General features: G+C 41.8%; 22 protein-coding genes. 16 read left to right on the forward strand and 6 right to left on the reverse strand.

Annotated features, from left to right (window positions below; all coding sequences use genetic code 11):
• Window positions 1-80: 80 nt before the first annotated feature.
• The 3 genes from BTU61_RS05385 to BTU61_RS05395 all read right to left on the reverse strand — a co-directional run bounded on the left by BTU61_RS05385 (window position 81) and on the right by BTU61_RS05395 (window position 3946).
• On the reverse strand, window positions 81-1316 hold the full coding sequence (locus BTU61_RS05385; protein ID WP_200772658.1) for an aminoacyltransferase: 1236 nt from the start codon (window positions 1314-1316) through the stop codon (window positions 81-83).
• Between the two features lie 6 nt (window positions 1317-1322).
• Window positions 1323-2534 carry an aminoacyltransferase gene (locus BTU61_RS05390; RefSeq protein WP_200772659.1) on the reverse strand — a complete coding sequence of 404 codons (1212 nt, stop codon included), beginning with the start codon at window positions 2532-2534 and terminating at the stop codon, window positions 1323-1325.
• Between the two features lie 92 nt (window positions 2535-2626).
• Complete coding sequence (locus BTU61_RS05395; RefSeq protein ID WP_200772660.1) at window positions 2627-3946, reverse strand: HD domain-containing protein; 1320 nt, start codon at window positions 3944-3946, stop codon at window positions 2627-2629.
• 115 nt (window positions 3947-4061) lie between these two features.
• Here BTU61_RS05395 and BTU61_RS05400 point away from each other — a divergent pair, with 115 nt between their 5' ends.
• The 3 genes from BTU61_RS05400 to BTU61_RS05410 all read left to right on the forward strand — a co-directional run bounded on the left by BTU61_RS05400 (window position 4062) and on the right by BTU61_RS05410 (window position 8131).
• Entirely contained in the window at window positions 4062-4445 is a 384-nt protein-coding gene (locus BTU61_RS05400; RefSeq protein WP_200772661.1) for a YwiB family protein, read from the forward strand.
• A gap of 212 nt (window positions 4446-4657) precedes the next feature.
• Window positions 4658-7342, forward strand: a complete 2685-nt coding sequence (locus BTU61_RS05405; RefSeq protein ID WP_200772662.1) for a cation-translocating P-type ATPase — start codon at window positions 4658-4660, stop codon at window positions 7340-7342.
• 120 nt (window positions 7343-7462) lie between these two features.
• On the forward strand, window positions 7463-8131 hold the full coding sequence (locus BTU61_RS05410; protein ID WP_200772663.1) for an MIP/aquaporin family protein: 669 nt from the start codon (window positions 7463-7465) through the stop codon (window positions 8129-8131).
• Window positions 8132-8165: 34 nt separating this feature from the next.
• Here the strand turns inward: BTU61_RS05410 and BTU61_RS05415 are convergent, their stop codons facing one another.
• Window positions 8166-9023, reverse strand: a complete 858-nt coding sequence (locus BTU61_RS05415; protein WP_200772664.1) for a metallophosphoesterase — start codon at window positions 9021-9023, stop codon at window positions 8166-8168.
• Between the two features lie 175 nt (window positions 9024-9198).
• Between BTU61_RS05415 and prfB the strand changes: the two genes are divergently transcribed.
• From prfB to ftsX, 3 genes are all read left to right on the forward strand, one after another.
• Window positions 9199-10294 (forward strand): peptide chain release factor 2 gene (gene prfB, locus BTU61_RS05420; protein ID WP_187540499.1). Its coding sequence is split into 2 segments (ribosomal slippage): window positions 9199-9270 and window positions 9272-10294, totalling 1095 coding nucleotides; the frame shifts between segments, so codons are not numbered across the junction.
• Window positions 10295-10338: 44 nt separating this feature from the next.
• Window positions 10339-11031 (forward strand): cell division ATP-binding protein FtsE, encoded by a 693-nt coding sequence (ftsE, locus tag BTU61_RS05425; RefSeq protein ID WP_187540500.1) that lies wholly within the window; start codon window positions 10339-10341, stop codon window positions 11029-11031.
• Window positions 11024-11950, forward strand: a complete 927-nt coding sequence (gene ftsX / locus BTU61_RS05430; RefSeq protein WP_200772665.1) for a permease-like cell division protein FtsX — start codon at window positions 11024-11026, stop codon at window positions 11948-11950. The genes ftsE and ftsX overlap by 8 nt, the downstream gene beginning before the upstream one ends.
• Before the next feature lie 364 nt (window positions 11951-12314).
• Here the strand turns inward: ftsX and BTU61_RS05435 are convergent, their stop codons facing one another.
• Entirely contained in the window at window positions 12315-12956 is a 642-nt protein-coding gene (locus BTU61_RS05435) for an MBL fold metallo-hydrolase (RefSeq protein ID WP_200772666.1), read from the reverse strand.
• A 118-nt stretch (window positions 12957-13074) separates the two neighbouring features.
• Between BTU61_RS05435 and BTU61_RS05440 the strand changes: the two genes are divergently transcribed.
• The 9 genes from BTU61_RS05440 to BTU61_RS05480 all read left to right on the forward strand — a co-directional run bounded on the left by BTU61_RS05440 (window position 13075) and on the right by BTU61_RS05480 (window position 24721).
• A complete protein-coding gene (locus BTU61_RS05440) occupies window positions 13075-15537 on the forward strand; it encodes a bifunctional DnaQ family exonuclease/ATP-dependent helicase (protein ID WP_200772667.1) in 2463 nt (820 codons plus the stop codon).
• A complete protein-coding gene (locus BTU61_RS05445; RefSeq protein WP_200772668.1) occupies window positions 15534-16514 on the forward strand; it encodes a YeiH family protein in 981 nt (326 codons plus the stop codon). Before BTU61_RS05440 ends, BTU61_RS05445 begins: the two co-directional genes overlap by 4 nt.
• A 37-nt stretch (window positions 16515-16551) precedes the next feature.
• On the forward strand, window positions 16552-17781 hold the full coding sequence (locus BTU61_RS05450) for an FtsW/RodA/SpoVE family cell cycle protein (RefSeq protein ID WP_200772669.1): 1230 nt from the start codon (window positions 16552-16554) through the stop codon (window positions 17779-17781).
• Window positions 17782-17796: 15 nt separating this feature from the next.
• On the forward strand, window positions 17797-18348 hold the full coding sequence (locus BTU61_RS05455; protein WP_200772670.1) for a DJ-1 family glyoxalase III: 552 nt from the start codon (window positions 17797-17799) through the stop codon (window positions 18346-18348).
• Window positions 18349-18514: 166 nt separating this feature from the next.
• The gene (locus BTU61_RS05460; protein WP_200772671.1) at window positions 18515-19078 is read left to right on the forward strand and encodes an HAD-IA family hydrolase; all 564 of its coding nucleotides are present in this window, start codon (window positions 18515-18517) and stop codon (window positions 19076-19078) included.
• Window positions 19079-19090: 12 nt separating this feature from the next.
• Complete coding sequence (gene gyrB / locus BTU61_RS05465; protein ID WP_200772672.1) at window positions 19091-21040, forward strand: DNA topoisomerase (ATP-hydrolyzing) subunit B; 1950 nt, start codon at window positions 19091-19093, stop codon at window positions 21038-21040.
• A gap of 87 nt (window positions 21041-21127) precedes the next feature.
• Window positions 21128-22852: a septation ring formation regulator EzrA gene (gene ezrA / locus BTU61_RS05470; protein WP_200772673.1), complete on the forward strand. Its 1725-nt coding sequence runs from the start codon at window positions 21128-21130 to the stop codon at window positions 22850-22852.
• 106 nt (window positions 22853-22958) lie between these two features.
• Entirely contained in the window at window positions 22959-23627 is a 669-nt protein-coding gene (serB, locus tag BTU61_RS05475) for a phosphoserine phosphatase SerB (RefSeq protein WP_200772683.1), read from the forward strand.
• Window positions 23612-24721 carry a glycerate kinase gene (locus BTU61_RS05480; protein WP_200772674.1) on the forward strand — a complete coding sequence of 370 codons (1110 nt, stop codon included), beginning with the start codon at window positions 23612-23614 and terminating at the stop codon, window positions 24719-24721. The genes serB and BTU61_RS05480 overlap by 16 nt, the downstream gene beginning before the upstream one ends.
• Before the next feature lie 40 nt (window positions 24722-24761).
• Here the strand turns inward: BTU61_RS05480 and BTU61_RS05485 are convergent, their stop codons facing one another.
• On the reverse strand, window positions 24762-25214 hold the full coding sequence (locus BTU61_RS05485; RefSeq protein ID WP_200772675.1) for a DUF1694 domain-containing protein: 453 nt from the start codon (window positions 25212-25214) through the stop codon (window positions 24762-24764).
• 210 nt (window positions 25215-25424) lie between these two features.
• Between BTU61_RS05485 and eno the strand changes: the two genes are divergently transcribed.
• Window positions 25425-26729 carry a surface-displayed alpha-enolase gene (eno, locus tag BTU61_RS05490; protein WP_200772676.1) on the forward strand — a complete coding sequence of 435 codons (1305 nt, stop codon included), beginning with the start codon at window positions 25425-25427 and terminating at the stop codon, window positions 26727-26729.
• Window positions 26730-26801 lie beyond the last annotated feature (72 nt).

The following is a 26801-nucleotide window of genomic DNA, read 5'->3' on the forward strand; positions in this document are numbered from 1 at the left end:
ATTAAGAGGCTAGGACTTTGGTCCCAGCCTCTTTTTGCTTGTATAAGAAAAATCCAGCTAATTGGCTGAATTTTTTGTATTTATGAACGTCCTAATAGTCGTTTAATGAGTGAGATGACTTTGTGTTTTAAGGGACGTGGATAATAGCGGAAGGTTCCCATTTTACGAACAATGTAGCCGTTGAAATTCTGTTTGAAGCGTAAAACACCATCTGAACCATCGAAGATACCTTGGATACCGAGAAAATTGTATCGTGGGATTCCTCGTTTGATTGTTTCAAGCATCATGTATTCCTGAAGAACAGCAGGGGCGTAGAACTTATTAAATTCCGTATAGGAACCACTAAACAAATAGGTAGATTCTTGTGGCATATAGACAAATAGACTACCTGCCAGAATTACGTCCTGGTTACCATATTTTTCAATGTATTCTTTTGCTTCATCCATTCGAACAGATAGTGTATTCATTTGTTTGTCTAATTGTGCCTTAAGTTTATTAATTTTAGCGGAATTGATCCCCTCTGAAATTTTTTCTATTAGAGGATCAAGCTGAGATTGAAGATCCTTCCATTTTTCTTGTAGATTTGAAAGGTAGAGTTCAAAATTTAGTGTTGCGATCATAAAATCTACCTTATCGCCAAAACTATCATAAAAATTTTGGTAATAATCTAAGGTCTTATCCTGATAGTCTCGACGGTCACTGGTAGAAGAAGTAATTTCCTTGAAAATATATAGCTCATCTCGGTTTAACTGCTTAAGTTGAATACCAAAGGATTTTGCTCTTTTTACAAGTGGTTTTCCTTTTTTGCTAAAACTGTTGAGAAGATTTTTCTCAGTAATGCCATCCATGTCTTTCACATAGTGCCAGTCCGGCTCCCCTCCTGGATAACCAGTTGTTAAACCATCATGCTGATAGCCCAAATTTGTAAGGGTATCCATGAAATGGGTTTGTTCTTCGGTTGTAGGGTTTCCGTCACTATCAAAAGTTTGATAGGTATCATAGGGCTTGATAACTAGTTCCATAGCTCCATTCTCTTTGGCATAGTCTTTTACGGCTGCATAAAAGGGTTGGAGCATAGCTTCGTTTTGGTATAGTGGGCCGGAATTGATTTCCATATGGAGACCACCTGTCATGGGCTGACTATACAGGATAGCTGCTACTTGAACTTGATCATTTTGTTTCCAGGCTATCAATTGAACCGTATTTCCTCGGCGTTCAAGGAGATCTGCCATCTCGACAGACTGGATGAATGAGCGGTGAGAAACGGTATTGGCAAATGAGGTAAATTCATCTTTTGATATGGTCGTAAGTGTCATATGACTTTATTTACTCCTTAATTTTTTCCGGATCTTGTAAGCTTTGTTTACTAGAGGGTAAAGGAAGTTTGTAGGGAGGTTAAATTCGCCAACAAATTCTTCAATAATGGGATTGAATTTTGACTTAAAATGATAGAGTCCGCCATCTAGTGAATTTTCAATGCCTCCCATATTTTGCCATGAAGCACCACGATCGAAGGCGTGTTGAGCTGTTTCGTACCAAGTGAGAATGGCAGGTTGGTAACGGCGGAATTCTTCATCCATTCCCGCATAGACATTTTCAGATGTTCCACCAAATTCAAGAGTTAAGGTACCGGATAAAGGTACGGTTCGCAATCCTGCTTGAAGATGCTCTTCAAGGAATTGAAGCTCTTCTTCTAAGCGTTCTTTTTCTTTCTGGTTATTCTCTATCTTACCAGGCTTGGTTTTTTCTGTGAATTTTTCAGCTTCAGCCTGATTTTTCTCAAGATCCTGAACTAGTGAAGTTTTTCTTGCTTCTAGATCCAGAGTGGACAAGGTAATATAGGATTGCCCTTGATAGGTTGTGAGTAGTTTTTCATAGTAGTCTCTTCCACGAAGGTGGATACTTTTACGCGCTTCTGTTTTTTTCATGAGAGATGCAAAATCATCTAGTAATTCTGTCCCGCCAAATTGCACCTGAATCCTTTTGTTTCGGGCAGTTCGGATGGCTTGTCGAGTAGATTTTGAAAGATTTTGTTCAGTGAAAAATTCTTTGTGAATATTGGCTTGAAAGCGTGGTTGGATATTTTCAGCCATATCCTTTGTAGGGCCGGTCCATTCAACACCTTGTTTTGTCAATGCAGTAATGACGGCTTCTACATCGCTAGCTTCTGTTTTTTCTTGGCCAATCATTTGGTTACTTAGAAAAAGACTAGGATCAAATTTTACAAATAAGGCTTTGTGCTGCTTGGCTATTTTTTTTAGAGAGCGGATGACAAAGGTAACTAGGTCTTGATTTTGATAATCCATAATAGGACCACGAGGAATGTAGAGCATGGAAAATCCTAGTGGAAGTGGTTGGATCAAGATACTGGCAACACCAACCAATTGGTCCTCTTGATAAAAACCAACTCGCTCATTTCCCCAGTTATCTTTGATTTTTGCCCACGCGCTACTTTGTAATAGATTGGTTTGGTCGCTTTGAATCACAAAATGATCATGTTCAGAGGCAGAAATTCCTAGTTGGTAATGGTACATGTTGTTGAAATACCTACTTTCTAATGGCAATGGCGAATGCACGCCAGTTTTTTCATTTGTTTCAGTGAGGGGAAACGTTTTACAAAAAATTGCTACAACTGTTTCTTGCTGTCTTTTTTACCTGTAAAATAATCATTGGAGATATAGGAAGTAAACTCCTCGACTTGTTTACTGAAAAGGTCAGTTGCCAGCAGCATTTCCTTAGGGAAATAGAAGCGGTTATCTCCATAGCGTGTTCCAGCAAGAGCAGCAACTAGTGGAGACAATTGAGACAATTCGGCTAGGTGTCCATCTTTGCGGATCATCTCGATCTGAGTACGTGGCTTTTCAAGCTCTGGCCGATAAATATCGTAGGGCAGGTCGAAATTTTGATGGATAGCTGTGTAATATGTTGGATTAAAGCCCACTTCATTGATCAGCTCTTTAAGAATTGCTAAGTCTTTCCGTTTATCTTCGGTAAAGAGAATCGATTTAAAGACTTTCCGATTAATATAGCGCTGAGCAAGATCAGACAAGATGGTATCCGGACTATCCATCCAGACTTGGAAATAGGTATTCATGACGCCGTCATCTAAATTCAGGTAATCGTCAATGGTCACATCTTCTTCAAAAAATGGAATCAGGCGAGGTGAAGTCAGTTGAAAATATTCTTTCTGATCTGGATAAATGGTTCTAGCGCGTTTGAGTAGATTTTGAAGGAGGACTTCCATGGCACGAGTAGCTGGGTGGAAGTAAACCTGCATATACATTTGGTAACGGCTGACCACGTAATCCTCGACAGCGTGCATGCCATTTTGTTGGAAGGCAATGCCATTTTCAATGGGGCGAATAACGCGCAAAATACGGGTCAAGTCAAATTTCCCATAGGAAGCACCCGTAAAGTAGGCATCTCGTAGCAAATAATCCATTCGGTCCACATCTATTTGACTGGAAATCAACTGCACCACCTGTTTATTGGGATAGGTATGATCAATGACACTAGCCACGCGATTTGGGAAATCCGGTGCCACTTGTATGAGGATCTGATTGACCTCTGTCTCCGGACTGGTGATGATCAGCTGGGTCATTTTTTCATGATCCGTTCCAAATAGTCCCTCGAAGGTATGGGAATAGGCCCCGTGCCCGATGTCATGGAGGAGGGCAGCTGCCATGGTCAATAAATTTTCATCAGAATTCCATTGATCCGCATACTTTTCCTCAAAAATAGACAGAATCCGTCTTGAAATTTCATAGGCGCCAAGACAGTGAGAAAAACGACTATGCTCCCCACCGTGGAAGGTAAAACCAGATGTTCCCAATTGTTTGATGCGGCGTAGTCGTTGAAATTCTTTACTATTAATCAATTGATAAATGATGGGATGCTCCACATGAACGTAATCATGTACGGGATCTCGAAAGACTTTTTCATTCATGGGTCTATTATAGCAAAAAAAAGCCTATTTTGCGATCTTGAGGCGAATAGGAGCAGTCAAAATGCGTAAAATTTGATAGAATAGGAAAGCAAGGAAAGATGAGAAGGAGATGAAGATGCAGATTCGTATTCAAAATACCATTCGGTTTGGGGAAGAAATGGAAATCGTTGATCAGTACTATCAAGGCGAATGGAAGGAAAAAGCAGGGTTTCAATACCTCTTGTATACCAATGAAGAAGATGAAAAAGTTGTTTTGAAATTTTCCAACGATGAATTGGTCATGACACGATTTTCAACTCCTAAATCCATCATGCGCTTTAACAAAAACGAAGATGGTGGAGCGATCATACCGACCCCTATGGGGATTCAGCAATTTTTGATTACAACAGACCTCTTTCAATTAGAACCAAGTCGTTTGCAAGTGACTTATCGCTTATTAACACTTGATGGAGAGCAGGAATTTGCCAATTACCAATTGCTAGTAGAATGGGCAGAATAAGCCCTAGGAAATTTGTAAAGATCCTGCTTGCTTTATTCCGTAAAAATGGTATAATAAAACCACTCAAGGGAGTAGCTGGCGGTTTTCCGCGATAGTGTCGTCATTACGAAATTATTTCCGGCACTATATTAAACGGCGAGACTTGTTTTTTCAAACAGGTCTCTTTTTTGTGCAAAAGAGATCTGGAAGAACGTTATAAGGAGGAAGTTATTTTGTCCAAAGAACAAAATAAAGCTTTGTTTTATACACAAAGTGAAGAGGAAGTCTTAAAAACACTAGACTCTTCGATCGAAGGTTTGTCTTCAGCACAAGCCCAAGAACGCTTAGCGACTTATGGCCACAATGAACTAGATGAAGGTGAAAAACGTAGTATCTTGTCTAAGTTTATTGACCAGTTTAAAGATTTGATGATTATCATCTTGTTAGTAGCCGCAGCTCTCTCTGTGCTCACAGAAGGAATGGATGGTCTGACAGATGCCATGATCATCTTAGCCGTTGTTGTTTTGAATGCCGCTTTTGGTGTCTATCAAGAAGGACAAGCCGAAGCAGCCATCGAAGCACTGAAAAATATGTCCAGTCCATTAGCGCGTGTTCGTCGGGATGGGCATGTCATTGAAATTGATTCAAAAGAATTGGTGCCTGGAGACATCGTCTTGCTTGAAGCCGGAGATGTGGTCCCTGCTGATATGCGCTTGTTTGAAGCAGCCTCCCTTAAAATCGAAGAAGCAGCTCTTACTGGAGAATCTGTCCCAGTTGAAAAAGATGTGACTCAAGTGGTGGAAGCAGATGCTGGTATCGGAGATCGTGTCAATATGGGTTATCAGAACTCAAACGTGACCTATGGTCGTGGTATTGGTGTCGTGACCAACACGGGTATGTATACAGAAGTCGGTAAGATTGCAGATATGTTGGCCAATGCCGATGAAACGGAAACACCGTTGAAGCAAAGTTTGGAACAATTGTCTAAAGCTTTGACTTACTTGATTGTTGTGATTGCGATTATCACCTTCTTAGTTGGTGTCTTCGTTCGTGGTGAACATCCGTTAGAAGGCTTGATGGTGGCGGTTGCTCTTGCGGTTGCGGCGATTCCAGAAGGACTTCCTGCTATCGTTACCATTGTCCTATCTTTGGGGACAACAACCCTTGCTAAACGCAATTCAATCGTTCGTAAATTGCCAGCCGTTGAAACACTTGGTTCTACAGAAATCATCGCATCTGATAAAACAGGTACCTTGACCATGAACCAAATGACGGTTGAAAAAGTCTATACCAACGGTCAATTGCAAAGCTCGGCAGCTGAAATCGCTGCAAGCAACAATACGCTCCGTATCATGAACTTTGCCAATGATACCAAGGTGGACCCATCTGGTAAGTTAATTGGGGATCCAACGGAAACTGCTTTGGTACAGTTTGGCTTGGATCACAACTTTGATGTCCGTGAAGTCTTAAAGGATGAGCCACGTGTGGCTGAATTGCCATTTGACTCAGACCGTAAGCTCATGTCTACCATTCATAAGGAAGCAGACTGCTCTTACTTTATCGCTGTCAAGGGTGCGCCTGATCAATTGCTCAAGCGCGTGACTCGTATCGAAGTCAATGGGGAAGTTCGCCCTATCACGGAAGAAGACAAGAAAGCTATCCTTGCTACCAACAAAGACTTGGCCAAACAAGCCCTTCGTGTCTTGATGATGGCTTATAAGACAAGCAAGGAAATCCCAACCTTGGAATCTGAAATTGTTGAGTCTGACCTTATCTTCTCTGGTTTGGTCGGTATGATTGACCCTGAGCGTCCAGAAGCTGCAGAAGCTGTTCGTGTCGCTAAGGAAGCGGGTATTCGTCCAATCATGATCACAGGTGACCACCAAGATACAGCAGAAGCTATTGCTAAACGTCTTGGAATCATCGATCCAAATGACACAGAAGACCATGTCTTCACGGGTGCTGAGTTGAATGAACTCACGGATGAAGAATTCCAAAAAGTCTTCAAACAATACTCTGTCTACGCACGTGTATCTCCTGAGCACAAGGTTCGGATCGTGAAAGCATGGCAAAAAGAAGGTAAGGTTGTTGCCATGACAGGTGATGGAGTCAACGATGCGCCATCACTTAAGACAGCTGACATCGGTATCGGTATGGGGATTACAGGTACAGAGGTTTCTAAGGGTGCTTCTGATATGGTCCTTGCTGATGACAACTTCGCAACCATTATCGTAGCGGTTGAAGAAGGACGTAAGGTCTTCTCCAATATCCAAAAATCCATCCAATACCTCTTGTCTGCTAATATGGCTGAGGTCTTCACCATCTTCTTTGCGACTCTCTTTGGTTGGGATGTATTGCAACCAGTGCATCTTCTCTGGATTAACTTGGTAACAGATACGCTTCCAGCCATTGCTCTTGGTGTTGAGCCAGCTGAGCCAGGCGTTATGACCCATAAACCTCGTGGACGTAAATCTAATTTCTTTGATGGTGGTGTCTTCGGTGCCATTTTGTATCAAGGTGTCTTCCAAACTTTACTCGTTCTTGGTGTTTATGGTTGGGCCTTGTTATGGCCAGAACACGCTATTCGTGCGGAAATCCATGCGGATGCACTGACCATGGCCTTTGCCACTCTTGGTTTGATCCAATTGCTCCATGCCTTTAACGTCAAGTCGGTTTACCAATCCATCTTTAAAGTGGGTCTCTTCAAGAACAAAACCTTTAACTGGTCCATTCCACTCGCATTCGTTCTTTTAATGGCAACGATTGTTGTTCCTGGATTTAATAAACTCTTCCATGTCTCTCATTTGAGTTTGACCCAATGGTTAGCTGTTTTAACAGGATCCTTCTTGATTGTTGTCCTTGTCGAGATTGTGAAAGCTATTCAGCGCGCACTTGGAAAAGATAAAAATGCGATTTAAGCATTGAGAAAGTCATCTTCGGATGGCTTTTTTGCTAGCAGAAATGTTCGGGCAAATTTCTTGAGGTAAGTGTAGATTTTTGGTAAACTAATCAACAGTTTGAAGAAAGGAAACTATATTATGAAAAAGTTTTTTGCTGAAGTAATCGGCACATTTATGCTTGTCTTTATCGGGACTGGCGCAGTTGTTTTTGGAAATGGGACAGAAGGTCTTGGACATTTAGGAATTGCCTTGGCATTCGGTTTGTCCATTGTTGCAGCAGCATACTCAATTGGAACTGTTTCTGGCGCCCACTTGAACCCAGCTGTTTCGATTGCCATGTTTGTCAACAAACGCTTGTCTTCAAAGGACTTGGTTAATTATATTGCAGCGCAAGTTGTGGGAGCTGTTCTTGCATCTGCTATAGTATTCTTCCTATTGTCCAATTCAGGTATGTCAACAGCTAGTCTTGGTGAAAATGCCTTGGCTAAGGGTGTGACTCCATTTGGAGGATTCTTGTTTGAAGTGATTGCCTCCTTTATCTTTATCTTGGTCATTATGACCGTGACATCAGATTCTAAGGGAAATGGAAAAATCGCTGGGCTTGTGATTGGTTTGAGCTTGACCCTGATCATTCTTGTTGGTTTGAACATTACAGGTCTTTCTGTTAACCCAGCTCGTAGTTTGGCGCCTGCCCTCTTTGTAGGTGGTGCAGCCCTTCAACAACTTTGGATCTTTATCCTTGCTCCAATTGTCGGAGGAGTCCTAGCAGCCTTTGTTGCGAAACAACTCTTAGGTACAGAAGAGTAATAAAAAATTGGTTCCTCTGGGACCAATTTTTTTATTATAGTTCAAGAATCGTCATGGCTTGTGAGAATTCATGAGCGAGTTGTTTTTTCTTGTAGGCTTGAAATTCGGGGAGATTTTTTATTTTTCGATAGCGCTTGTAGGGATCATAGCGTTTTGGAAAATCAAATTCTGGAAAAACATCAAAGAATTGTTTACAAAGATCCCATTCTCGGATATAACCTAAAGGTCTGGCATGATAGGTGATCGTGTCAATCGTTGTCGCTGGTATTCGGTGGTGGCTATGGCCAAAAATCACCTCTCTAACAGGAAATTGTCTAAAAAGTTCATGAAAGTCTTGGCTCCCTAGAAACGCATTGAAGCGTTCAAAATAAGGGTGGCGCAGGAGAAACTGACTATGAGGAACAAAGTGCATGGCGATGACAAGGGGTTGCTTTATTTTCTGTAGTTCTTGTTCAAGCTCCTGTAAAAGCTTTTTGGTGATTTCTGGATCAGACCCTGTTCGTTTGAGGCGTCTATCAAACCAAAACAGATTCTTGGTTTGGAGATGTTTTTGGTGAGAGATGGAGGGAACAAAGCTGTAGTCATACCAACCCGAAAAGGCGAGAAGAGTATGTTTGGAAAAGGAAATTTTCTGAAATTCAAATGGTTTGATGGCTTCTTCTGATAGGCCCAGCATATCATGATTTCCCAAACTAAAGGTTACGGGGAGCTGACATTGGAGTTGGGCTAAAAATTCTTGAGATCTCTTTTCATAACCATTCGCAATATCTCCTGCAATATGGAGGTGTTGAATTTTTTTCTGCTCCATGAGAGTGAGAAGGGTTTTTACTTCATCTTTTCCGAAGTCGTTGGAATCAATATGTAAATCGGACATAAAAGCTACTCTTGTCATGCTACTAGTCTAGCATAAGAGGATCTTTTTTTCTAACAATTAGGTTACAAATGAATGAAAAAACACTTAAAATAAACGGGGTTTGTATAGGTAAAACCAGCAGAATCAATATCCGAAGTTGGGAAAATGGTAAAGATTATGGTATAATAGACCAGATACATAGAAAGAGGTACATATGGACATTTCAGAAATTCGTCAAAAAATTGACGCAAATCGTGAAAAATTAGCTTCTTTCAGGGGGTCTCTTTGACTTAGAGGCATTGGAAGAAGACATTGCCATTTTAGAAAATAAAATGACAGAACCTGATTTTTGGGATGATAATATTGCGGCGCAAAAGACATCTCAGGAATTAAATGAACTCAAGCAAACCTATGAAAATTTCCATCAGATGCAAGATCTATTTGATGAGTCAGAAATTTTACTAGACTTTTTGGCTGAAGATGATTCGGTCAAGGATGAGTTGATCGAAAAGTTGGATGAGTTGGACAAACGGATGACCAGCTATGAGATGACCTTGTTGTTGTCTGAGCCTTATGACAATAATAATGCCATTTTAGAAATCCATCCGGGTTCAGGAGGAACCGAAGCTCAGGACTGGGGCGACATGCTTCTTCGGATGTATACGCGCTTTGGAAATGCTCACGGTTTCAAGGTTGAAGTCTTGGATTACCAGGCTGGAGATGAGGCTGGAATTAAATCGGTGACCTTATCCTTTGAAGGGCCTCATGCCTATGGTCTTCTCAAATCTGAGATGGGCGTCCATCGCTTGGTTCGCATCTCGCCATTTGACTCTGCTAAACGGCGTCATACTTCCTTCACTTCTGTTGAAGTCATGCCAGAATTGGATGATACGATTGAAGTTGAGATTCGGGACGACGATATTAAGATGGACACTTTCCGCTCTGGTGGTGCTGGTGGACAAAACGTCAACAAGGTCTCTACAGGGGTGCGTTTGACCCACATTCCTACAGGAATTGTCGTGGCTTCAACAGTGGATCGGACCCAATATGGGAACCGTGATCGAGCTATGAAGATGTTGCAAGCTAAACTCTACCAATTGGAGCAAGAGAAAAAAGCAGCAGAAGTGGATTCTCTAAAAGGGGATAAAAAAGAAATCACCTGGGGCAGTCAAATCCGCTCTTATGTCTTTACCCCTTACACCATGGTCAAGGATCACCGAACAAACTATGAAGTTGCTCAAGTAGATAAGGTGATGGATGGAGATATCGATGGTTTTATCGATGCCTACCTCAAATGGCGTCTCCAATAAGCTATAGGGGATGACCCAAAAACGAATGAAAGGAATTTCATTACATGTCAATGATTGAAATGAATGATGTTGTCAAAAAATATGACAACGGGACAACAGCCCTTCGTGGGGTATCTGTCCAAATTGAACCAGGAGAATTTGCCTATATTGTAGGTCCTTCTGGAGCTGGGAAGTCGACCTTTATTCGACTTTTATACCGTGAAGTAAAACATGATAAAGGAAAATTGAAAGTAGCAGGTTTTGATTTAGATAAAATCAAAAAACGTGATGTTCCGATGTTGCGACGCAATGTAGGTGTGGTTTTCCAAGACTATAAATTGCTTCCAAAGAAGACCGTTTATGAAAATATTGCTTATGCGATGCAAGTTATCGGTGAACGTCGCCGGAACATTAAAAAACGTGTGATGGAAGTCTTGGATCTGGTTGGGTTGAAACACAAGGTTCGTTCATTCCCGAATGAATTGTCAGGTGGGGAACAACAACGGATTGCCATTGCACGAGCCATCGTAAACAATCCTAAGGTTTTGATTGCGGACGAGCCAACAGGAAACTTGGACCCAGATAATTCTTGGGAAATCATGAACCTTTTGGAGCGAATCAATCTGCAAGGGACTACAGTATTGATGGCAACCCACAATAGCCTGATTGTAAATACCTTACGACACCGGGTTATTGCGATTGAAAATGGTCGTGTAGTGCGTGATGAAGCGGAAGGAGAGTACGGATACGATGATTAGAAGATTTTTCCGACACTTAATCGAATCGCTTAAAAGCTTGAAACGAAATGGCTGGATGACGATCGCAGCGGTCAGCTCGGTTATGATTACGCTTAGCTTAGTTGCCATCTTTGCCTCTGTTATTGCTAATACGATCAAGCTTTCAGATGATATTCAAAATAGTGTGCGGGTTGTAGTATACATGCGCAAAGATATTCAAGATCAGAGTGAGCAAATCGAAAAAGATGGTCAGATGGTTAGCAATGAAAACTACCATAAGGTCTACGATGCTCTGACAGCTATGAAACATGTTGATAAGGCGGATTTTTCTAGTAAGGAAGATCAGTATAACAAATTGATCAAAACAGCTGGGAATAACTGGAAAATTTTTGATGGTGATGCCAATCCTTTGTATGATGCCTATTATGTAGAGGCAACTGCCCCTAAATATGTCAAACAGGTTTCAGCAGATGCTAAAAAAATTGAAGGAGTTTCTGAAGTGAAGGATGGTGGGGTCGATACTCAACGCTTGTTCGCACTTGGAACCTTCATTCGGAACTGGGGATTAATCGGTGTTGGTTTGTTGATCTTCATTGCTGTTTTCTTGATTTCAAATACCATTCGGATTACCATTATTTCACGTAGTCGCGAGATTAAAATTATGCGACTGGTTGGTGCTAAAAACGGCTATATTCGTGCTCCATTCCTCTTAGAAGGTGCTTGGATTGGTCTTTTGGGAGCCTTGGTTCCTTCAATCTTGGTCTTCTATGTTTACAACCTCGTTTATACTTCTATGAGCAATAACTTGGCGGATCAAAATTTATTTCTTTACAGTCCTCATCTCTTAATTCCTACTATGGTTGGTGGTTTGTTTGGATTGGGAATTTTGATCGGGGCGATCGGTTCTTCGATCTCTATGAGACGCTTCCTGAAAATCTAGCAAAAAAAAGCAAGTTCGCTTGCTTCAAATTGAAGACAAAATCATATTAAAAACTTTCCTTAGGTGAGTACGGACGTCAGCGAACTTCTATGAAGTTCCATGACTAATTATTGAGCCTGAGGTCTCAATAATTCCGAGTACCTGAAACTTTATTGTTTCAGGTACTTTTCTCACGGTGGAAAGTTTTGGTATTTTCTTGATTCATTTTAAAAATTAGAACTTACTTTATTTCTTTGCAGAATTGCTTAACTTATTCTACGTTAAAAAAGTTAGTCTACATTCCAAAGCAAGTTCGCTTGCTTTTTTGTTTGTTCTAAATTCTATTTTAATCTTGGAATCGGAAGTTGCAATAGGATGTCCGTCTTTAGGGCTGTCTAAAGAAGGGGTTGAACATTTTTTCATGTCCGATAGAGGTTTCGGATCCATGGCCTGGATAGACTGAGTATGAGGATGGGAGGGTAAAGAGCTCTTCTTTGATGCTGGTAAGAAGTTGGTCGGTATTTCCAGTGGGTAGATCTGTCCGTCCGATCGTTTCCCGAAAGAGCGCATCACCAGATAAAACGAAGTGGTCTTCAGGGAAAACAATGGAGACACCCCCTGCTGAGTGTCCTGGTGTCTCAAGAACATAAAAGTGGAAATCAGCCAAGTGATAGTTGCTTCGAATGTTGTAAAGAAACTCGGCATCTTTACAAATAACATCTTCCAAATCTGCATGGCGATCCAATCCAGATAAATTATCAATAGGAGAAGATAACCAGCTAGCTTCAGCCTGGTGGACATAGACCGGAGGAAAATGGTAGTGCTGACGGACGTTTTCAAGACTCATGATATGATCGTAATGGGTATGGGTCAAGAGAATAGCAGCGATGGGTTTTCCAATTTGCTCAATTTTTCTTTGGATACTTGGCCAGTCACTTCCTGGGTCGACAAGGATGAGAGAATGGTCGTTTTCAAGGTAGTAGGTGTTTTCGTAGGCTACTGGATTGACAGTGCGATAAATTTTCATAGGAACTCCTTTCTAGTATAGTGTATCAAATTAAGAGGAAAATAAGGAGATAGAAGTTCTTATTTCCTCATAAAAAAATATGCGGAGCTTGCTGAAACGTGGTATAATTTTAAGTACTATGACAAGACAGATACGAAAATATGCCATTGTGGATCTGGAAGCAACCAGTGCTGGAAGCAATGCAAAAATCATTCAGGTTGGGATTGTCATCGTCGAGAATGGGGAGATCACTCAGTCCTATGAGACGGACGTCAATCCTCATGAGCGTCTGGATGAACATATCAAACAATTGACTGGCCTGACAGATGCGCGCTTGCGAAAAGCTCCAGAATTTTCACAGGTGGCAAAAGAGATTTTTGAATTGATAAACGATGCCGTTTTTGTGGCCCACAATGTTCGGTTTGATGCGAATTTATTGGCAGAAGCTCTTTTTTGGGAAGGGTTTGAACTGACAACTCCGAGAATTGATACGGTTGAATTGTCTCAAATTTTCTATCCTACCTTTGAGCGTTATAATTTAGGAGCACTGGCTTTTGAACTAGGAATTGAGCTGCACCACGCCCATTCGGCGCTGGCGGATGCGACTGCTACAGCCCAGTTGCTCTTGAAATTGAGAGAAAAAATTGCGGGCTTACCAAGAGGCTTGCTTGAGGAACTTCTTTCAATGGCGGATTGTTTGATTTATGAGTCACGTTTGTTGATCGAAGATGCCTATGAAGAGAGTTCAGCCTTTTTGCCCCCCTCACTTAAAGAAGTCCATGGCTTATATGTAAAAAAACAGCGCCGGCCCTTAGAAAGTCGTCATTTATCAGAACAGTTTGACCTCAATATGCAGTTGCTAGGAATGGAAGCTTATCCTGAGCAAAAGCAGTTTGCATCCTACATAGAGGAAGGCTTGAAGCATGGTTCTCCAAGCTTTATTGAAGCGCCGACAGGGATTGGAAAGACCTATGCTTATCTCTTAACACTTCTTGTGAGAACCTCGAAGCGCATCCTTGTCAGTGTTCCGACTAAAATCCTTCAGGACCAACTAATGAAGAAGGAAGCCCAAGCAATTCAAGATCTGTTTCAGGTTTCTTTTCATAGTTTAAAAAGTCCTAAAGAATATCTACAATTGGATAAATTTTATGAGACCCTCCACAGAGAATCCGACAATCGGATGGTGCAGCGTTTTAAGATGCAGCTTTTGGTCTGGCTAACTATGACAGAGACAGGGGAGTTGAGTGAGGTTGGACAACTCTATCGCCATACCCATTTTGTGGCGGAGATTTGCCATGATGGGCAATTGTCCAAACGTTCACTCTTTTATCAGGAAGATTTTTGGCGTTTGGGTCAGGAAAAAGTGAAAACAAGTCGGGTCATTCTCACCAACCACGCTTATCTCTTAACCCGTTTAGAAGATGATCAGAGTTTACTGGAAGATGCAGTTCTAGTGGTGGATGAAGCGCAGAAACTGTTCTTTGCACTGGAGCAATTTTCGCAGAAAGAACTGTCCTTAACCTCTCTTTTTCTGGATATCCAGCATTGTCTCGATCAGGAAAAAGATCTCTTGCAAAGGCGCCTGCTAGAAAGTATCCAGTTTGAGTTGAATGCTTGTAGCAAAGAAGTAGCGCAAGGAAAACGAGCAGTTTTATCTGAGCAAACCGTAGAGAAGATGCGACAGGATGTGCGGGAATTAGCGAATGAATCCTTAGAAAATTTAAAGGAACTCTTTGCTGAACGTTACCAGAGTTATTGGATAGATAAGGAAACTTTTGAGGACCATCACATCATGCATCTCCATGCAGGAGTGGAAGGACTCCTTTCGTTTCAGGACTTTCTGACAGAGGATGTACCGGTCTTCTTCGTATCGGCAACGATCGGCATTAGTCGAAAGGTTGATCTTCCTTCTTTATTAGGGTATAGGGACCAGCAAATGTACCAGGTTCCATCAGAACGGAAACAACATCAGGAGCTGTTGCTACCGATTGATTTTGCAGACGTTGTTTCCTTGTCTGCATCAGAATATGCGCTTGAACTCAGCCAACTTGTTGAAGACTTGCTTCCTCTTGGAAAATCAATCTTTCTTTTATTTACTTCAAAAGAATTGCTGCTGGAGACTTCAAATGCCCTAAAGGTTCCTCATTTAGCCCAGTACCGAAATGGGGATGCTGCCAATATAAAACGGCGGTTTGATCGTGGAGAGAGTTCGATTTTGTTGGGAACTGGAAGCTTTTGGGAAGGAGTCGATTTCTCCCACCAGAACGAAGTGATTCAAATCATCACGCGCCTTCCCTTTGACAATCCCAAAGAGTTCATGGTGCAAAAAGTTAACGCCCAACTAAGAGATCAGGGAAAGAACCCATTTTATGACTATAGTTTACCAGTAGCTATTTTGCGATTAAAGCAGGCAATCGGAAGGACCAGTCGTTCAGATGAGCAGGAATCTTTAGTGCTCTTATTGGATCAGCGTGTCCTCACCAAACGATATGGAAAACAAATTTTAGATGGGCTGAAACAGGTCTTGCCTCTTCAGACAACTTTGAAGAGCCAGCTAGTGGATCAAGCCCAGCACTTTTTTGAAAGGAATCGAGAAAAATGAAAACAAAAAGTTTAGGAATTGCGATAGCTTTAGGATTTGCTCTTTGTGCTATGTTTTTAGGGACTTTGTTTCCCATCATTGGATCAAGTGTCTTTGCCTTGATTTTAGGAATTTTACTCAATGAATTGATTGACTTACCTGAGATTTCTCGACCAGGATTGAATTGGTCTGGAAAGAAATTGTTGCAGTATTCGATTATTTTCATGGGATTTAGCTTGCCCATTGAAACCGTAGCCTCTACTGGTCTCTCATCTTTAAAAATTAGCTTACCAACGATTACAGTAGCCTTTCTTGCGGCCATCATTTTTGGGAAGGTCTTTCATCTCAAGTCCCATCTACGGACCCTCATTGGCTTTGGTACAGCCATTTGTGGCGGATCAGCCATTGCTGCTGCAGCTCCGATCATCGAAGCAGATGAAGAAGAAATTGCCCTTTCAATGTCAACGATTTTCTTCTTCAATATCTTAGCAGTCTTTATCTTCCCTGTTTTGGGGCATATATGGCATATGTCTAATTTCCATTTTGGACTCTGGTCAGGAACGGCCATTAATGATACGTCATCAGTTGTAGCTGCAGCTTTTTCATACAGTAAAGCAGCGGGTGAAATGGCGACGATCGTAAAATTAACACGGGCTCTCATGATCGTGCCGGTTTGTCTTGGATTAATCGGTTTGAAATTGTATCGAACAAAACAACAAGGAAGCAAAAAAGGGATATTGAAAAAAATTGTTCCTTGGTTCATCATTTGGTTTATTGTCGCTTCTCTCCTTTCTTCGATTGGGCTAGTTCCAAAAGTTGTCATTCCTTATCTCAAGGAAATTTCTCAACTCTTTATGGCGATGGCCTTGGTTGGTATTGGAAGTAAAGTTTCCTGGAAACAATTTCGTTCAGCTGGATCAGCCCCACTATTGGTGGGCTTGATTGCCTGGTTCTGCGTAGCAGGTTCTAGTTTAATTCTGCAAATGTTACTCTATTAATGAATCCGTCATTAAATCATCATAGAAAGGAACGTGAATGAAGCAAAAGCATTTCTTTGATGTGCAATTTGATTTCCCAATAGTAGGAATCGTGTCTGCCCTGCTGCTCATTGGGATTTTATCGGTTTATGTTGCCGTTTCTCATGATTACCCTCAGATGGTCTGGTCCTTTTTAGGCCAACAATTAGCCTGGATTGGCATGGGCTGTTTCATCTGTCTGATCGTAACAATCTTTAACACCAAATTTCTTTGGCAAATCACCCCTTTTCTATATGTACTTGGACTAGCCTTAATGGTACTTCCCTTGATCTTTTACAATCCAAGTCTGGTAGCCTCTACAGGGGCAAAAAACTGGGTGGCTTACGGGAATATCACCCTGTTTCAGCCATCGGAATTTATGAAAATTCCTTTTATTCTGATGTTGTCTCGCTCCATCGTCCAATTTTTACAACGAAATAAGGGGCGTGAACGTTTGTTGCGCCAAGACTGGTTTTTGATCCTTGAGTTAACGATCTATACGATTCCCGTCTTTGTCTTATTAGCCCTCCAACAAGATTTAGGAACTGCCCTCGTTTTCATGGCTATTTTTGCAGGTCTGGTCTTGGTTTCAGGAGTTTCTTGGAAAATCATTCTACCAGTTGTCTTTGTTCTTGTAGGTGGCGTTGCAGGCTTTCTCTTTCTCTTTTTATCAGAAGGTGGTAGAGCCTTTCTTCATCAACAATTGGGCATGCCGACCTACCAAATGAACCGGATTTTAGCCTGGTTAAATCCATTTGATTATGCACAAACCACAACTTACCAACAAGCTCAGGGTCAATTGGCCATTGCCAGTGGAGGCCTCTTTGGACAAGGTTTCAATGTTTCAAATTTATTAGTGCCCGTCAGGGAGAGCGACATGATTTTCACCGTTTTAGGGGAAGACTTTGGCTTTGCTGGCTCTCTTGTATTTTTGATCTTGTATGTCTGTCTGATTTACCGAATTTTAAAGATTACTCTCCAGTCTAATAACCAATTTTATACGTATATTTCCATTGGGTTTATCATGATGCTGGTTTTCCATATTTTTGAAAATATCGGTGCAGTGACAGGTATTTTGCCATTGACAGGGATTCCGCTTCCTTTTGTTTCACAGGGGGGATCTGCTATTATCAGTAATTTGATCGGTATTGGACTGGTCCTTTCGATTCACAATCAAAGTGTGAAAAAGAAGAAAGTCGATCCTCCAGCTCCGGTTCGTAAAAAAGTCGTCTTGAAAAAGGCGCAATAGAAAGAAGGTATGAACATGAAAAAAGTAGCCGCTATTCTAGCAAATGGTTTTGAAGAAATTGAAGCCTTAACCATTGTGGATGTTCTCAGACGCGCAGGAATTGATTGCGATACCATTGGCTTTGAGGAAAGTGTCACGGGGTCTCATCAGATCACAGTGGAAGTCGATCGTCTCTGGAATGGGGATTTGTCCGATTATGATGCCATCTTTTTACCAGGTGGGATGCCAGGCGCAGCCAATTTGCGGGATCATGAAGAGTTGATTGTAGCTCTCCAAGCAGAAAGGAACAACGGGAAAACTATCTCTGCCATCTGCGCAGCTCCTATTGTATTGGCACGTGCAGGCTTGCTAAAAGGAAAAAACTATACCTGCTACGATGGTTTCGAACAAGAGATTCAAGAGGGTCACTATCTCAAAGAGACCGTGGTGAAAGACGGTAATCTTCTGACTAGTCGCGGTCCTTCAACAGCCTTAGCCTTGGCCTACGCCTTGGTGGACCATCTTGGTGGAGATGCCCAAGGTCTGCGCGAGGGCATGCTCTATCAAGACGTCTTTGGAGACAAGTAAGAGTTCCTTTTCTTGAATGAAAATAGGTCAAGATTCGTAGCGCTTTCATTCAGTCAGTAGATCAGCTGTGATGCTACTGATAACATACGAAAGAAAATGGCTAAAATCCCTCCTAAATGAGGGTTTTAGCTTATTTTTTTTGTACATTTGTGGTATAATTAAGATTATGAATTATCGTGATTATATATGGGATCTTGGCGGAACGCTCTTGGATAATTACGAAACGTCCACAAATGCCTTTGTGGCTACCTTAAAGGACTTTCAGATTCGAGCTGATCATGATTCTGTTTATGCAGCATTAAAAGTTTCAACTCAGAATGCGATTGAGACCTATGCGCTCCACATTCCGAATTTTCGAACGGAATACAAGAAAAAAGAAGCCTTGGGGCTGCAGAATCCAATTTTGTTTGAAGGCGCAAAAGAGTTGCTTCAAGAAATTCAATCACATGGGGGCCGTCATTTTTTGGTGTCCCATCGCGATCGCCAAGTTTTGACACTTCTGGATCAGACGGGCATTGCATCCTTCTTTACAGAGATTGTAACAGCAGACGAGGGCTTTCCTCGTAAGCCGGATCCAGCATCTATGTTGTATTTGAAGGGAAAGTACCAGATTCAAAATGGTCTGGTGATCGGAGATCGTCCGATCGATATTGAAGCCGGAAAGGCAGCTGGGCTCGCTACTTATTTATTTGATTCCATGCAAGCTCTCCACCAGTTTATTTTTGACTAGAAAAGGGAAATTATGACAGAGGATAAACAGCAAGAAATGCAAGCGCAAGAATATGATGCGAGTCAAATTCAGGTCTTAGAAGGTCTTGAAGCGGTTCGGATGCGTCCAGGTATGTATATTGGCTCAACCTCAAAAGAGGGTCTTCATCACTTGGTTTGGGAAATCGTTGATAACTCGATCGATGAAGCCTTGGCCGGTTTTGCCAGCCATATTGAAGTATTCATTGAACCGGATAATTCCATTACCGTTGTCGATGATGGACGTGGGATCCCTGTAGACATTCAGAAAAAGACAGGCCGTCCGGCCGTTGAAACCGTCTTTACAGTCCTTCACGCCGGAGGAAAATTCGGCGGAGGTGGCTACAAGGTTTCTGGTGGTCTTCACGGGGTAGGATCATCTGTTGTCAACGCCCTTTCGACCTCGCTGGATGTGCGTGTCTATAAAAATGGAAATATCTATTATCAAGAATACCAACGTGGGCATGTGGTTGATGATTTGAAAATTATCGGGGAGGCAGATCGGACAGGAACCACTGTTCACTTTGTACCAGATCCTGAAATCTTTACAGAAACAACAGTGTATGATTTTGATACATTGAACAAACGGATTCAAGAATTAGCCTTCTTGAACCGAGGCTTGCGTATTTCCTTGACCGACAAGCGTGAGGGAATGAACCAAGAAAAGCATTACCACTATGAAGGTGGGATTGCAAGTTATGTGGAATACATCAACGAAAATAAAGATGTCATTTTTGAAACACCGATCTACACAGACGGTGAAATGGATGACATCACCGTTGAAGTAGCCATGCAATATACAACAGACTACCACGAAACCGTCATGAGTTTTGCCAATAACATCCATACGCATGAAGGTGGAACCCATGAGCAAGGCTTCCGTACAGCTTTGACGCGTGTCATCAATGATTATGCTAAGAAAAATAAACTTCTAAAAGAAAATGAAGACAACCTGACAGGTGAGGATGTTCGGGAAGGGTTGACAGCTGTTATCTCAGTAAAACATCCAAATCCACAGTTTGAAGGGCAAACCAAGACCAAGCTCGGGAATTCTGAGGTCGTAAAAATCACGAATCGCCTCTTTAGCGATGCTTTCTCTGATTTCCTTTTGGAAAATCCACAAATTGCAAAGAAAATTGTTGAAAAAGGGATTTTGGCTGCCAAAGCTCGCGTAGCGGCCAAGCGTGCACGGGAAGTGACCCGTAAGAAATCAGGCCTTGAAATTTCCAATCTGCCTGGTAAATTGGCAGACTGTTCGTCAAACAATCCGCAAGAAACAGAACTCTTTATCGTCGAAGGGGATTCAGCAGGAGGATCTGCTAAATCAGGGCGTAATCGGGAATTCCAAGCGATCCTTCCTATTCGCGGGAAAATCTTGAACGTTGAAAAAGCAAGTATGGACAAGATTCTTGCCAATGAAGAAATTCGTAGCTTATTTACTGCTATGGGAACTGGTTTCGGTGCCGAATTTGATGTGACAAAGGCTCGTTACCATAAGTTGGTGTTGATGACGGATGCCGATGTAGATGGGGCCCACATTCGAACCCTTCTCTTAACCCTCATTTATCGCTATATGAAACCAGTTCTAGAAGCTGGTTATGTCTATATCGCTCAACCACCGATCTATGGCGTCAAAGTTGGAAGTGAAATCAAAGAGTATATCCAACCTGGTACCAACCAAGAAGCTCAATTGACAGCAGCTTTAGAACGATATTCAGAAGGTCGTTCAAAACCAACAATCCAACGCTACAAAGGTCTGGGTGAAATGGATGACCATCAATTATGGGAAACAACCATGAATCCTGAGCACCGCTTGATGGCGCGTGTATCTGTAGATGACGCGGCAGAAGCCGATAGGATTTTTGATATGTTAATGGGAGATCGAGTGGAACCTCGCCGTGAATTTATCGAAGAAAACGCTGAATATAGTACACTTGATGTATAAAATTCAACGATATTTCACCATTTATGGATATTTTATGGTATAATGACAAGGATTACATTCAAGTAATACGATGAAGGAGTTTTTTATATGTCTAGTGGACTAATTATTCTCATCATTATTGTTGCCCTTATCTTGATTGTCGGATATGTCGTCGCAGTAATTTTGAGAAAACGAAATGAAGCCTTACTGGCAGCACTGGAAGAACGAAAAGAAAAGTTATACAACCTTCCAGTCAACGATGAAGTAGAGGCTGTAAAAAACATGCATTTGATTGGTCAAAGTCAAGTTGCATTTCGCGAATGGAATCAAAAATGGGTAGATTTATCCTTAAATTCATTTGCAGATATTGAGAACAATCTCTTCGAAGCAGAAGGATTTAACAATTCTTTCCGTTTCTTGAAGGCCAAACAAGCGATTGACAATATCGAAAGCCAAATCCAATTGATCGATGAAGACATCAAAGCCATTCGCCAAGCCCTATCAGATCTTGAAGAGCAAGAACAAAAAAATAGTGGGCGCGTGGTTCACGCTTTGGATTTGTTTGAAAACCTTCAAAACGATGTGGCTTCAGATGTTGAGCGCTATGGAAGTGCCCTTCCTGAGATCGAAAAACAAATCAGTAACATCCAATCTGAGTTCTCTCAATTTGTGACCTTGAATTCATCAGGAGATCCAGTTGAAGCGGCAGAAATTTTGGATACAGCTGAGAACCATATCGTGGCGTTGTCTCATATTGTTGAGCGTGTTCCTGAAATTGTAACAGCTCTTCAATCCGAACTTCCAGACCAGTTGGATGATTTGGAAAGTGGTCACCGCAAGCTGTTAGAATCTGGTTATCATTTCACAGAAACAGATATCGAATCTCGCTTCCAACAATTGCATTCTTCCTTGAAGAACAATATGTCAAATGTCTCTGCGCTTGAATTGGACAATGCCATTTATGAAAATGAGCAAATCCAAGAAGAGATTGATGCCTTGTATAGCATCTTTACACGTGAAATTGAGTCGCAAAAAGTTGTGCACAAATTAGTTAAGCAATTGCCAGGCTATTTAAAACACGCAAAAGAGAACAATAGCAATCTTGCCTCTGAGGTAGAATGCCTTGAAAAAGCTTTTGAAATCAATGATACGTTCAGTCGTCAATTGAAAGATTTAGAAGCTGAGTTGGCTGCCCAAGAAGGTGTTGTCGAAGATGCGGTTAGTGATTCATCTGAAACACAAAAGGCCTACTCTATCTTAGAAGAAGAGTTAGAAGCAATTGAAGATCGTTTGAAAGAGATCGAAGATGAACAAATTAGCTTGAGCGATTCCCTTTCAAAAATCGAAAAAGACGATGCCAATGCACGTCAAAAGGTTAATATTTATGCCAACCGTTTGCATGCGATCAAACGATACATGGACAAGCGCAATCTGCCAGGTATCCCGCAAGAATTCCTTGAAATTTTCTTTACAGCAAGCAATAATACCGAAGCCTTGGTAGCAGAATTGGAAGCTGATAAAGTCAACATTGAAAATTCAAACCGCATGTTGGAAATCTTGACCAATGACATGAATGAATTGGAAGAAGCCGCTTATCGTATTGTTCAAAATGCTACCTTGACAGAGCAATTGTTGCAATACTCTAACCGCTACCGTTCATTTGATGATCATGTACAAGCAGCCTTCGACCAAGCACTTTATATTTTTGAACATGAATATGATTATAGTGCCTCTTTCAAAGTGATCTCAGATGCTTTGGAAATGGTTGAAATGGGTGTAACAGAACGTTTTGTCACATCTTACGAAAAAACACGCGAACAAATTCGCTTCTAAGTACTGAAAACGACTTCATTAGAGGTCGTTTTTTTAGTCCTATGGTTTATTGAAACTTGAAATTAGGGCCCTATTTTTGTATAGTAAAGGAGAAAGATTGGAGAGGATCATGGATGTAAAGGGATTGCTTGTCATGGATGTAGATGGGACCTTGGTGCAAGAAGAAGGAATTGATCTTTTAGCGCATCAAGCTGGTGTAGGAGAGAAAGTCGCACGTCTCACCTCCAAAGCCATGAATGGCCACCTAGATTTTTCATCTTCTTTGCGTGAACGGGTGTCCCTTCTGAAAGGACTTGAAACCTCGGTATTCGCTGATCTACAGAAACAAATAAAAGTGAACCCAGGTGCTGAGCAACTCATCAAGGAATTGCATCAAAGGGGCTACAAAGTCGGTCTTGTATCGGGTGGCTTTCATGAATTGATTGATCCACTTGCATCTGCTTTAGAGATTGATCTGCTTTGTGCCAATCGTCTGGAATCAAAGCAGGGCTACCTGACAGGACGTGTCTATGGTCCGATCGTTACGCCTGAAGGAAAGAAGGAAAAACTCCTGACCTGGGCTAATCAGTACCATCTTAGACTGAACCAAACTGTCGCCATGGGAGATGGAGCCAATGACCTTCCCATGATAGAGGCTGCGGGTATTGGGATAGCCTTTATGGCAAAGCCCATTGTAGCTAAAAAAGCTCCCTATCGTATTGAAAAGAGAGATCTTAGTCAAGTTTTAAAGATCATAGACCAACATGGAAAGGACAAGAAATGCACATCCTTTTAGCACCCGATTCGTTTAAAGAATCCTTATCCGCAAAACAAGTAGCAGAAGCCCTAGAAAAAGGCTTTAAAGAATCCCTGCCGGAAGCAACTTTCGACCTGCTCCCTATTGGAGATGGGGGAGAAGGAACCATGGATACCTTGGCAGATGTGTTAGCCTTAAAAAAAGAGCAGGTCTCCGTCACGGGACCCTTTGGAAATCCAGTCCTAATGCCCTACTACCGGAGAGAGCAGATGGCTTTTTTTGAGATGGCAGCACTAGTCGGGTTAGGGTCTATTCCAGTTGATCAACGCCATCCTCTAGAACTAGAAACTCGTGGAATTGGTGAACTGATATTGCACCTAGTCGATCAAGGTTTGCAAACAATTTGTGTCGGAATCGGTGGATCTGCGACCAATGATGGTGGAATGGGCATGGCAGCTGGACTAGGGGTCAAATTTTTTGATCAAGAAGGACACCTTCTTCGTCCGGTAGGGGCTTCCCTGGGCCGTGTAGCTTCCATAGATACGAGTGCAGTCCCTGCTAGCATCAAGCAGATCGACCTTCAAATCTTAACGGATGTGACCAACCCCTTATGCGGACCGCAAGGAGCAACCTTTATTTTTGGTGGTCAGAAGGGTCTAAATCCTCTCTTAATTCCAGCGGTTGATCAGGCCATGCAAAGCTTCTACCAATTAGTAGATCCTTGCATCTTATCAATGCCAGGTGCTGGTGCTGGAGGAGGGATGGCTGCAGGTTTAGTGGCCTTTGCAGGAGGTCACATTTCCTCTGGAATTGAAAAGAGTCTCGATTTAATCGATTTTGACCACAAGGTTCAAAGGGCTGATGTAGTGGTAGTCGGTGAAGGAAGAATGGATCAGCAATCCCTTTCAGGGAAGGCTCCAGTTGGCGTAGCGAAACGAACGCCAGCCGGCATTCCGGTCATTGCTATCTGTGGTAGCTTAGGGGATGATTTACCTAGCTTTCCAAGTCACAATATAAGCGCTGCTTTTTCTATTGTACCAGGTCCTTGCCAAGTTTCTGAAGCCCTCGAAAATGCAGAAAAAAATCTAATTTCTTGTGCACGTAATATTGGCCAACTACTAAAGATTCAGTAAAAAGAAACCCAATGGATTGGATTATTCCATTGGGTTTTCTTTAGCCAAAGAGCCGTTTCCATAAGGATGGTTTTTTGCTTATAGGAGCTTTGTTCTCCTCTTCAAATAACTGGGAATACTGGAGTCTCATATCAGTTGGATCGATTCCAGACGGGTGGTCTGTATGGATGATGAGGCCGAAAGGAGAGTTCTTGCAATCATCCGAAACAATACTTGCAACAATTCCTTGTTCTTTTGTCATTTTTAAATACTGAAGTTGGTAGGATTCATCCAAGGAAGGTGAAATCTTGACAAAGACAGGTTGGAAATGATCAGAACTATCCGTCAGGATGGTTGGAAAGTTTTGGAGAAGGGCCTTCTCGCGTGCGTCAGCTAAACTACAAGAAGCGATGACCCGCTCGCTATAAGTCTCTAAAAAACGACGCTGCTCATCGGGATGAAGTCGACTAGGCCCAGCAGCTTTTTCTAAAATAGTTTTATTGATATCTGTCATACCTTTAGTATAGCATAAAGGAGGGAAGAAAAGGAGAAGGAGAACGAAAAAAATGGAAAGGATCAAAATTCCATTTGGATCCATCGATGAAACCGTTTTTATGTTAAAAAGTTCTCAAATTTCAAAGATTTCCTTGTTTTTTCTTGAAAAAATAAGCTAATTAAGGTATGATAGAGGTGTAAAAAATATAACTCATAAGGAGAGTAGAAAATGTCAATTATTACTGATGTTTACGCTCGCGAAGTCCTAGACTCACGCGGTAACCCAACACTTGAAGTAGAAGTTTATACTGAATCAGGTGCTCATGGACGTGGTATGGTTCCATCAGGAGCTTCTACTGGTGAACACGAAGCAGTTGAACTTCGTGACGGTGACAAATCTCGTTACGGTGGTCTTGGTACTCAAAAAGCTGTTGACAATGTAAACAACATTATTGCTGAAGCTATCATCGGCTATGATGTACGTGATCAACAAGCTATCGACCGTGCTATGATCGCTCTTGACGGTACTCCTAACAAAGGTAATTTGGGAGCTAACGCTATCCTTGGTGTGTCTATCGCCGTTGCTCGTGCAGCTGCTGACTACCTTGAAATCCCACTTTACAGCTACCTTGGTGGATTCAACACTAAAGTTCTTCCAACTCCAATGATGAACATCGTTAACGGTGGTTCTCACTCAGATGCTCCAATCGCTTTCCAAGAATTCATGATCGTACCTGCTGGTGCACCTACATTCAAAGAAGCTCTTCGTTGGGGTGCTGAAATCTTCCACGCTCTTAAGAAAATCCTTAAAGGTCGTGGTCTTGAAACAGCCGTAGGTGACGAAGGTGGTTTCGCTCCTCGTTTCGAAGGAACTGAAGATGGTGTAGAAACAATCATCGCTGCTATCGAAGCTGCTGGTTATGTTCCAGGTAAAGATGTATTTATCGGATTTGACTGTGCATCATCAGAATTCTACGATAAAGAACGTAAAGTATACGACTACACTAAATTCGAAGGTGAAGGCGCTGCTGTTCGTACTGCTGAAGAACAAATCGCTTACCTTGAAGGATTGGTTGACAAATACCCTATCATCACTATCGAAGATGGTATGGATGAAAACGACTGGGAAGGTTGGAAAGCTCTTACTGAACGTCTTGGTAAGAAAGTTCAATTGGTTGGTGATGACTTCTTCGTAACAAATACTGACTACCTTTCACGTGGTATCAAAGAAAAATGTGCTAACTCTATCCTTATCAAAGTTAACCAAATCGGTACTCTTACTGAAACATTCGATGCTATCGAAATGGCTAAAGAAGCTGGTTACACTGCCGTTGTATCACACCGTTCAGGTGAAACTGAAGATTCAACAATCGCTGACATCGCAGTTGCAACAAACGCAGGACAAATCAAGACTGGTTCACTTTCACGTACAGACCGTATCGCTAAATACAACCAATTGCTTCGTATCGAAGATCAACTTGGTGAAGTTGCTGAATACCGTGGATTGGAATCATTCTACAACTTGAAAAAATAATCTAGTTTACTAGCTAGACTAAAAAGAGGCTGGGACAAAAGTCCTAGCCTCTTCTTGTTTTTGGATTGTCGA

Origin of the sequence: Streptococcus lactarius (assembly GCF_016642265.1) — a bacterium.
Taxonomy (GTDB): Bacteria; Bacillota; Bacilli; order Lactobacillales; family Streptococcaceae; genus Streptococcus; species Streptococcus lactarius.